Source organism: Butyrivibrio sp. INlla14 (assembly GCF_900102515.1).
Lineage (GTDB): Bacteria > Bacillota > Clostridia > Lachnospirales > Lachnospiraceae > Butyrivibrio.
Map to the genome: position 1 here is coordinate 127,005 of NZ_FMVS01000012.1, position 7,640 is coordinate 134,644.

The 7,640-nt window shown below is 40.4% G+C and carries 8 protein-coding genes; 1 reads left to right on the top strand and 7 read right to left on the bottom strand.

Annotated features, from left to right (window positions below; translation table 11 throughout):
• Positions 1–58: 58 nt before the first annotated feature.
• The 7 genes from BLO53_RS09740 to BLO53_RS09770 all read right to left on the bottom strand — a co-directional run bounded on the left by BLO53_RS09740 (position 59) and on the right by BLO53_RS09770 (position 6,445).
• Positions 59–985: a hypothetical protein gene (locus BLO53_RS09740; RefSeq protein WP_092060972.1), complete on the bottom strand. Its 927-nt coding sequence runs from the start codon at positions 983–985 to the stop codon at positions 59–61.
• A gap of 234 nt (positions 986–1,219) precedes the next feature.
• A complete protein-coding gene (locus BLO53_RS09745; RefSeq protein ID WP_092060974.1) occupies positions 1,220–1,429 on the bottom strand; it encodes a hypothetical protein in 210 nt (69 codons plus the stop codon).
• Between the two features lie 284 nt (positions 1,430–1,713).
• Positions 1,714–3,048: an O-antigen ligase family protein gene (locus BLO53_RS09750; protein ID WP_092060976.1), complete on the bottom strand. Its 1,335-nt coding sequence runs from the start codon at positions 3,046–3,048 to the stop codon at positions 1,714–1,716.
• Between the two features lie 140 nt (positions 3,049–3,188).
• On the bottom strand, positions 3,189–3,851 hold the full coding sequence (locus tag BLO53_RS09755; RefSeq protein ID WP_092060978.1) for a hypothetical protein: 663 nt from the start codon (positions 3,849–3,851) through the stop codon (positions 3,189–3,191).
• A gap of 105 nt (positions 3,852–3,956) precedes the next feature.
• A complete protein-coding gene (locus BLO53_RS09760) occupies positions 3,957–4,256 on the bottom strand; it encodes a DUF6020 family protein (protein ID WP_176757235.1) in 300 nt (99 codons plus the stop codon).
• A gap of 7 nt (positions 4,257–4,263) precedes the next feature.
• Positions 4,264–5,685 (bottom strand): hypothetical protein, encoded by a 1,422-nt coding sequence (locus tag BLO53_RS09765; RefSeq protein WP_092060982.1) that lies wholly within the window; start codon positions 5,683–5,685, stop codon positions 4,264–4,266.
• A gap of 142 nt (positions 5,686–5,827) precedes the next feature.
• Positions 5,828–6,445, bottom strand: coding sequence for a superoxide dismutase (locus BLO53_RS09770; protein ID WP_026488674.1), 618 nt, complete (start codon positions 6,443–6,445; stop codon positions 5,828–5,830).
• A gap of 150 nt (positions 6,446–6,595) precedes the next feature.
• Here BLO53_RS09770 and BLO53_RS09775 point away from each other — a divergent pair.
• Positions 6,596–7,640, top strand: a 1,045-nt coding sequence (locus tag BLO53_RS09775; protein ID WP_176757236.1) for an IS91 family transposase, incomplete at its 3' end; no start/stop codon positions are given.

A 7,640-nucleotide genomic window follows, 5' to 3' on the forward strand; every position in this document is an offset into this window, starting at 1 on the left:
TATGGCCCTCCGCATCCTGGCTCATGTGCCAGGATGCGGAGGGCTTACTTAGTCAATCTTACTTATTATCTCCATTAAGTGCATTATAAATTGCATCAATATCATAGTCTGGGGCATATTTGCTGGCAAGCATGACTATAGGACGAATCTTCTCTACATCTTCCTCAAGTTCATCGGCAATAGTCTCCAATGTCTTGCCCTTAGCCAATTTCCTAGTAATCATCTCAACAAGAGATTTTATTTCCCCTTTTCTCTCAGCCTCACTAAGCTCATCAGCCATTATTTCTCTAAGTGCCTCGCACATACTCTCATCTCCCTTCATCGCAGCGACCAGCTCGCTGTTTGCAGTTGCAACAATCTGCATTACCATATCCGCATATCGTTTATCAGAAGGCCTGACATAGCTACTTGCTTCCAAAACGAAATCTTTAACCATGCCAGCATCTGCATTACTCGTAATAATCCTGAGCGTATTAAGCTCTTTATCAGCCAATTCCTTCATAACCACAATATATACTGGAATGCTGACTACACCACATATCCTGTAAATCCCTGCTGCCTCTCGCGAAATACTATAACCTTCAGCCACAAGCGCACTAAAAAGATCTCGGGGCTTGCGCATCCTGAATATTGAAATTGTCATCTCGCCAGCTGGAATCTCATTTACAGTCTTACCTAGACTCTTGTAAATCCCAGCATAGCCAATCACTTTCCACAACACATCAATATCCAGGTTATCATCAGGATTCTTGTACTCAATAATATTGTGATTAAAAAACAGCTTGCCAATGTCAGTTCCGATAGCGACATCCTTAATCTTTTTGACAACCAGAAAATCTATTCGAAGCGGCTGCCTGGACAAAGAATGTTCCCTTGTAATCGAAAGAACCGACTCATATTTTCTAAGGCATAGTCTCAACCCGCCTTCAAAAGCTGAATGCCAGTCAAGATTAGCCTTATCATTATTATTTTTCTCTTCACACATCTAAAGTATATCATCTCCTTTTTAGGTCTACAATGTAAAAGAACTACTTCCCGCGCGGAAAATCGCCGATTGCCGAAATGCATCAGCGTTTGCCATGAACTGGCAAAAGAATCAAAGATTCAACTAATGTAAAATAGCAAAAATAAAACCCTATGTAAACCCTTTAGAGACAACATTAAGAAAAGATTAATGAGTTAACTATATTGCGTTTGTATGGACGCAGAATTTCTGTGCTTACTCTTCCTCGTCTTCCATCTCATCAAACGCAATTATGGAATCAATTATATCTTCGAAATCTTCCTGCAATTCCTCAAAGGTGTCCCCTTCGTAGGTGTACAGGCGACCGTCAATCTCAACCTCACCAGTGTAGTAATCACACTTAGCATCATAATTTACTGTGCCAGTGTATCCTTCGTATTCAAGTTTCTCTTTCTTATCTGACATTACTTATCTTCTCCCTTCATTGCAGCGACCAGCTCGCTGTTTGCAGTTGCAACAATCTGCATTACCATATCCGCATATCGTTTATCAGAAGGCCTGACTTAGCTACTTGCTTCCAAAACGAAATCTTTAACCATGCCAGCGTCTGCCATGAACTGGCAAAAGAATCAAAGATTCAACTAATGTAAAATAGCAAAAATGAAACCCTATGTAAACCCTTTAGAGACAACATTAAGAAAAGATTAATGAATTAACTATATTGCGTTTATATCATCTTGCCTTGCTACTCATAATATCATGTAGCCCTGTGCTTCCCCACAAAATCCCCAAGAACACAAAAACAAAGGTGTCGCGCATACAATAGAAAAATTAAAGCCCGCATAGAACAAGTATGATAGCACGCACAAAAAAGCTACGTAAGTCTCGTCACTTAAGCCTCCTGCATAAGCATCCTTTGTTTCCCGCTTATTTCTAAATACGCCTATAACAATCGCAAAAATCATGCATAGGTAGCTCGCAGCGCCGACAATCCCCATATTTACCAAATAATCCAGATATTCACTATGAGCAGAAGTAATAGCAAGCCCTTCAAAATTATTTACAGCTTCCAACTTCACATATGGATCACTCTCTAAGAAACTATTGACAGCATGCATATAACAATTTGGGCCCACTCCAAAAAACTTATCCTTTAGACTCAAATTTCTATATGTTTCCAAACTCAGATTCCAAATATATCCTCGTCCATTTCCAGCGCCATCCCTTGAACTTACAAACAAGATCATGCAGACATAGCCAATAAAAGCCAGTACAGATAACATCGTCACAAACGGCCGCACGTGACGAGTACTTTTTTCCCAAAAGGGCAGCCTCTTAAATACACCACTTACTACTAGTGTTGCGATCACAACTCCAATCGAAAGCCAAATCGCTATAGTTCCTGCCAAGAAAATTGCCCACAGAGAAAGAGCAAGATATGCCACGTAGATTCCCTTTACAATAAAATTCCGACCTTTCACTACCATATAAATCAATATAGGGAATATCAAAGACATATATTCACAGAACCAGCCATAATTTCCAAAAGTAGAAACATACAGATTATACTGCGGAGCTATACCACCAGCATAAAACCCAAGCGGATCGTAGCCCAGTCTGTTCGCAATAACAAGAATAGTAGGAATCACAGATCCTGCCGCAACAATATGATATATAACTTCACTGCAAACAAATTCTCTGGAAATAAAGAATGCAGAAATTAGCATAACAACTAAAGAGAGCGTCCCCATCCCAAACCCTGGAACGCCGTAGAAAGCATCTTTTTTATATTCAGACAAAAGAAATGACAAGACCACAGCTATTCCAAAGCCACAAGCTGCAATAGTAGCTCTGTCACCTTTTAATGAAATAAAACTGTCAGAAGAGGCTTCCACTTTACTAAAGCCAAAGTCAGAAATCACAGATAATATCAGATATAGAGCAAAAGAAATCCCTGCTATCAGATAATATACCTCAACCTTATGCTGAGTGATATTATCAAATGTCCCTCGATTAAATACTGGAATCACCACAGCTACCGCCACAATATAGAACCAAGCTATCAGATTCTTACTCTTTTTCATAATCCCCTCTTCTCAAGCAATTGAGCATACACATAGCAATTCCAACACTTCGCACGCCCTGTCCTTATTCTGCAAAACGGCCCCAACTCTGAAATTTCATCAAAGCCGGGGCCGCAAATAACCACTAATATATATCTACATCAATATTTTACAATCGCATACATAACGTTTGATGATGCAGCCTCGTCTACATTAACTGTAATCTTGGTTGGATCTGTGCTAGTGTTCTCGTATACCTTGAATAAGCCTTTCTCGTAAACAGCAATAATTGCATACTTTGCGTTATCAGAGCGGTAGTTCGCAGGAATACCAACATTCAACTCACCCTTTGAGCCTGATGTAGTTTCAGCATACTTGCCATTTTCAATCTTTCCATACTGAACATTGATACATGGGCCAACCTCAGCATTTGGGCTAAGAGTTGCTGCAACTGTATCTGCAACTGCTACCGCAGCAGTACTCTTTTTCTTATCAGTATCTGTAACCTTAACAAAAGACTCTTTAGCTGCACCTGAATCAGCTGAAGGTGCCATTGCAACACCCTGTACCTTCTTGGCTGTATAGAATCCACCAACCTGAGACTTGGTTCCAGCAACAGTCTGATTAACCGGAGCTGTAGCCTCTTCTACAAACTCTTTAGTAATCCGATTAAGCTCTTCCTGTCTAGCCTGCTCCTGAAGTTGTTCCTGAGTAGGGCCTTCTTCACCGGAAACTGCCGCTATAACCTGGGATGCAGGGGCAAAGATAAGTGCTCCAATGATACCTGCAACTACGATGTACTTTACGCTCTTTTTAATATCCATTTTGCATATCCTCCTTAATAAGAAAATGAATTGCCACAAAACGTAAATGTATTATCGCCCCCCCGCACATCATTTTTCAAGGACTATAAACTTTATTTTATCATTTTAATTTTCATTTAATACATTGCCAGAACCAGCCACCATCCGCATCACAGCAGCCATCACAAGCGGCGTTGACAAAACCACAGGAAGCTCATACCTCATACCATTGCACAGAGGTGCCGCCAGACAAACCAGTAGATTTACGATATTAGGAAGCAGTATAACAAACTCTTCCCTGCCCTTGTGCTTTATAACAATGGCCAGCAGCACAATCGTAAGCCACATATATAGCCCCGGCATAGATAGATATCTAACAAAAGGAAATACCATGTTTATGTAAAAGAGCTTCTGCAGAATCTGCATTCTCACTTCACTCTGCTGTATTCCGCGAGAAATATGTATAGCAAAAAACAAGTAACAGTAATATCACAGAATAAAACAAGCCTGTTGAATAGGCCATGTACCTTCCCTGTGGGAATATCAAAAGAGCCACTACTCCAGCGTTTATCATAAGTCCCAAAAGTGAAACTCCTCCAAACACAAAAACTTCCGTATAAGATTCTGTTTTTCTCATCTTAATACCAGCAATAAATAGAAGTATCACGTAAAGGCCATATAGAGCCATAGACACTGCAACAATAATAGCTGGAGACGGCTTAGCATTGGAATATGCAAAGGCCCTTAATAAATTTGCCAAAAAAACTGTCAAAAGATCCTTTTTATCCTGCCCCATCAGAACCCTGGCCATGTGAGACTCTATCTCGCTATCAAGTATTCTGATCTGATCATAGTCCATATCAGGATTTTGCTGTTTTATGTACTCAAAAGTAGCAGGCAACACTATTTCGTAGCCTATAACATCGTAGCTGCTTGCAAAATGATCTGTAAGGCTATACCAATCTGTTCCTCTGAAATTATCAAGGAGAATCTCCTGATCATTGCATTCATCATATATTTTCAGAAATAGTTCTTTTTCTCCGGGGAATATCTCATTATCTGTAAAAAGATCTGCATCAGCCCTGTCTGCAGAATACATCATTACACATAGAGCCCCCATCCCATTTCCTGTGTGCTCGTGAAATACACCTCTTACCAAATAATTGTAGGTACAATCAAATAATTTAGAAGAAGCGGAAATAGCAACAATAGATATCAGGACAATTAAAAAGTGCTTAACACTACGGGTTTTCTTGATAACTATAGTGCAGATAAAAGAGGCTGCTATCCACAATATCAGCACTATCATCATCTGCTTTCTGGTATTGACAATAACAAAAGAAATAACGACAAGGCTTACAAAATCTAATTTTCTTTTGTAAATCAGCCATCTTGAAAGCCTTATGCAAAACAGTACAAATAACGGCATTGCCAACGACTCTGTCATGATCGATTCAGAATACATGGAACCTCTTTGGGCAACAAATCTGTTAAGAATAGAGGTAAGAAGCTGTGAAAAGAATACCAGCAAAACAAATACAAGTTTAAAAAATCCACCTCTTTTGTCCTGTGGTAGCAATTCTAATGCCAGATCATACACATACATTGTTGCCATGCAAGTAGCATATACCCATAAAAGGCTTTGCAAAATCACTGCTACAAAAAGATATACATTCTCACCAAAAATCGTTCTAAGAATCCATAGAAATGTTGGATATACAGGTTCTCTTGAAAAATCCATTGATGCATAACTGCCTGAATCCACGCACCATATAGGGCCATCTATAAATGCTATTCCAAAAAAGAACAAGCAAGATAAGATCAAAACAAAAAGAGTAAGTCTGGTTCTATTCATATGTATTCCTTTGATTCTTTTTTATCTAAGTCGCAACTTGGCACAAAAACGCCAGGCCACATATTTACTATATAGCCTGGCATGTGCTTACGCAACAATTAATGAATTCTGATTTATGCTAATGTCCTATGCAAAAGAGCCATCATCCAATAGCCTTCTCATATCTCTCTTCTACAACCTTCCAGTCCAGAACCTCCCAGAAAGCCTTGATATAATCAGCTCTTAAATTCCTGTACTTAAGGTAATAAGCATGCTCCCAAACATCAAGCGCCAGGATAGGCGTTCTGCCTGTGCCCTCAGAAATAGGATTATCCTGGTTAGGAGATGCTGTGACATAGAGCTTGCCATCTTTATCTACAGAAAGGAAAGACCAGCCTGATCCAAACTGTCCAGCTGCTGCCTTGGAAAGAGCATCGATAACAGCCTCCAGCCCTCCGCAGTCCCTGTCTATCGCAGCTGCAAGCTTGCCACTTGGAGCCTTGGAAGGACTTGCACTAAATGCCTCGAAATACAGATTGTGATTATAATATCCGCCGCCCTGATTCCTCAAGCCCTTTCTTAGAGTCTCATCAGAAACCTTATCAAGAGATGCCAATACTTCCTCAACAGGCTTATCCGCTAATCCAGCCTTCTCAGCCAGCTCATTGAACATCTTGGTGTAAGCTGCGTGGTGCTTGCCATAATGAGTTTCTATTGTAGCCTGGTCAATATGAGGCTCCAGACCATTTGCTTCATAAGATAGCTTTACCTGTTCGAACATAAAGAACATCTCCTTTCGTCAGAAAACGCCGGCCACAGCGGCAGGCGTACAATTGAGTATAAAAAAGTGCCTGCGGCACCTCAACTCCCCTGCCCCTCACTCATGAGGGGTGGGGTTGTTTTTTGCCTCAAATTCTTCATAATAAATCATATGAAACGAAATGCTTTGCAGGAATTATTCCGTGATCACTATGAAGAAATTCAATATACACTCCATCCCAGAAAGACCGAGATGGAAAACATTGATAAAATGATCAATTGTGGCGATCCGTCTTATGGTGGCGCCATGTATGGTTGTGCTGAATGTGGTACTCTCAAGTTCGTTCCTTTCCGCTGTCATTCAAGATTCTGCCCTACTTGTGGCGCTTTATATTCCCAGAAACGTGCCCAGGCCATGTCATTCAAACTGATAAACTGCCAGCATCGCCACTGTGTGTTCACCATTTCTAAGGAACTTCGCCACTATTTTCTTGAAGACAGAGACCTTCTTAATTGCCTATTTGACGCTGCAAGTAGTGTGATTCACCAAATGTTTTACAAGATGAACAAATCCCAAAACTTCACTCCCGGTTATATCCTTGTGCTGCATACATTTGGCAGACCACTTGAGTGGAATCCTCATATACACTGTCTCATCTCCGAAGGAGGAGTTGGCGATACTGGTTTCTGGCGCAAGGTCAACTTCTTCAGTTTCAAATACATGCGTCATGCTTTCCAAACAGCTCTTCTAAGCCTTATAGAAAAGCGCATTACTGATCCTCAAAAGAAAGCTCAGTTCAAAAGAGAAAAAGCTCTCTCTTACAAAAATCAGAAGGATGGCTTCTACATCTATGCAAAGCCAACACTTGCTGATAAGAATACTGTAGCCAAGTATATAGGCCGTTACCTTGGTCGCCCTGTAATAGGGCTTTCAAGAATAGATTCCTATGATAAAGAAAAGGATACTATCACTTTCCACTACAATCGCCATGAAGATGAAGTTCTTGTAACTGAGACCATACCAGCCATTGAATTCATCAAGCGTCTCATACAGCACATCCCAGAAAAAGACTTCAAGATGATACGCTATTACGGCGTATATGGTCGACACAGAGAATCTGACAAAAAGTTATATCGTCTTGTTCATCCTTCAAAAAAGCCATTTCTACAGTCATTCTTAAAATGGCGCTCAGGTATACTATCAGCATTTGGATATG

Bases quoted from the DNA above. Each gene is read 5' to 3' on its own strand.
- BLO53_RS09740 (WP_092060972.1), bottom strand. From the start codon at position 985: ATGTGTGAAGAGAAAAATAATAATGATAAGGCTAATCTTGACTGGCAT.
- BLO53_RS09745 (WP_092060974.1), bottom strand. From the start codon at position 1,429: ATGTCAGATAAGAAAGAGAAACTTGAATACGAAGGATACACTGGCACA.
- BLO53_RS09750 (WP_092060976.1), bottom strand. From the start codon at position 3,048: ATGAAAAAGAGTAAGAATCTGATAGCTTGGTTCTATATTGTGGCGGTA.
- BLO53_RS09755 (WP_092060978.1), bottom strand. From the start codon at position 3,851: ATGGATATTAAAAAGAGCGTAAAGTACATCGTAGTTGCAGGTATCATT.
- BLO53_RS09760 (WP_176757235.1), bottom strand. From the start codon at position 4,256: ATGCAGATTCTGCAGAAGCTCTTTTACATAAACATGGTATTTCCTTTT.
- BLO53_RS09765 (WP_092060982.1), bottom strand. From the start codon at position 5,685: ATGAATAGAACCAGACTTACTCTTTTTGTTTTGATCTTATCTTGCTTG.
- BLO53_RS09770 (WP_026488674.1), bottom strand. From the start codon at position 6,445: ATGTTCGAACAGGTAAAGCTATCTTATGAAGCAAATGGTCTGGAGCCT.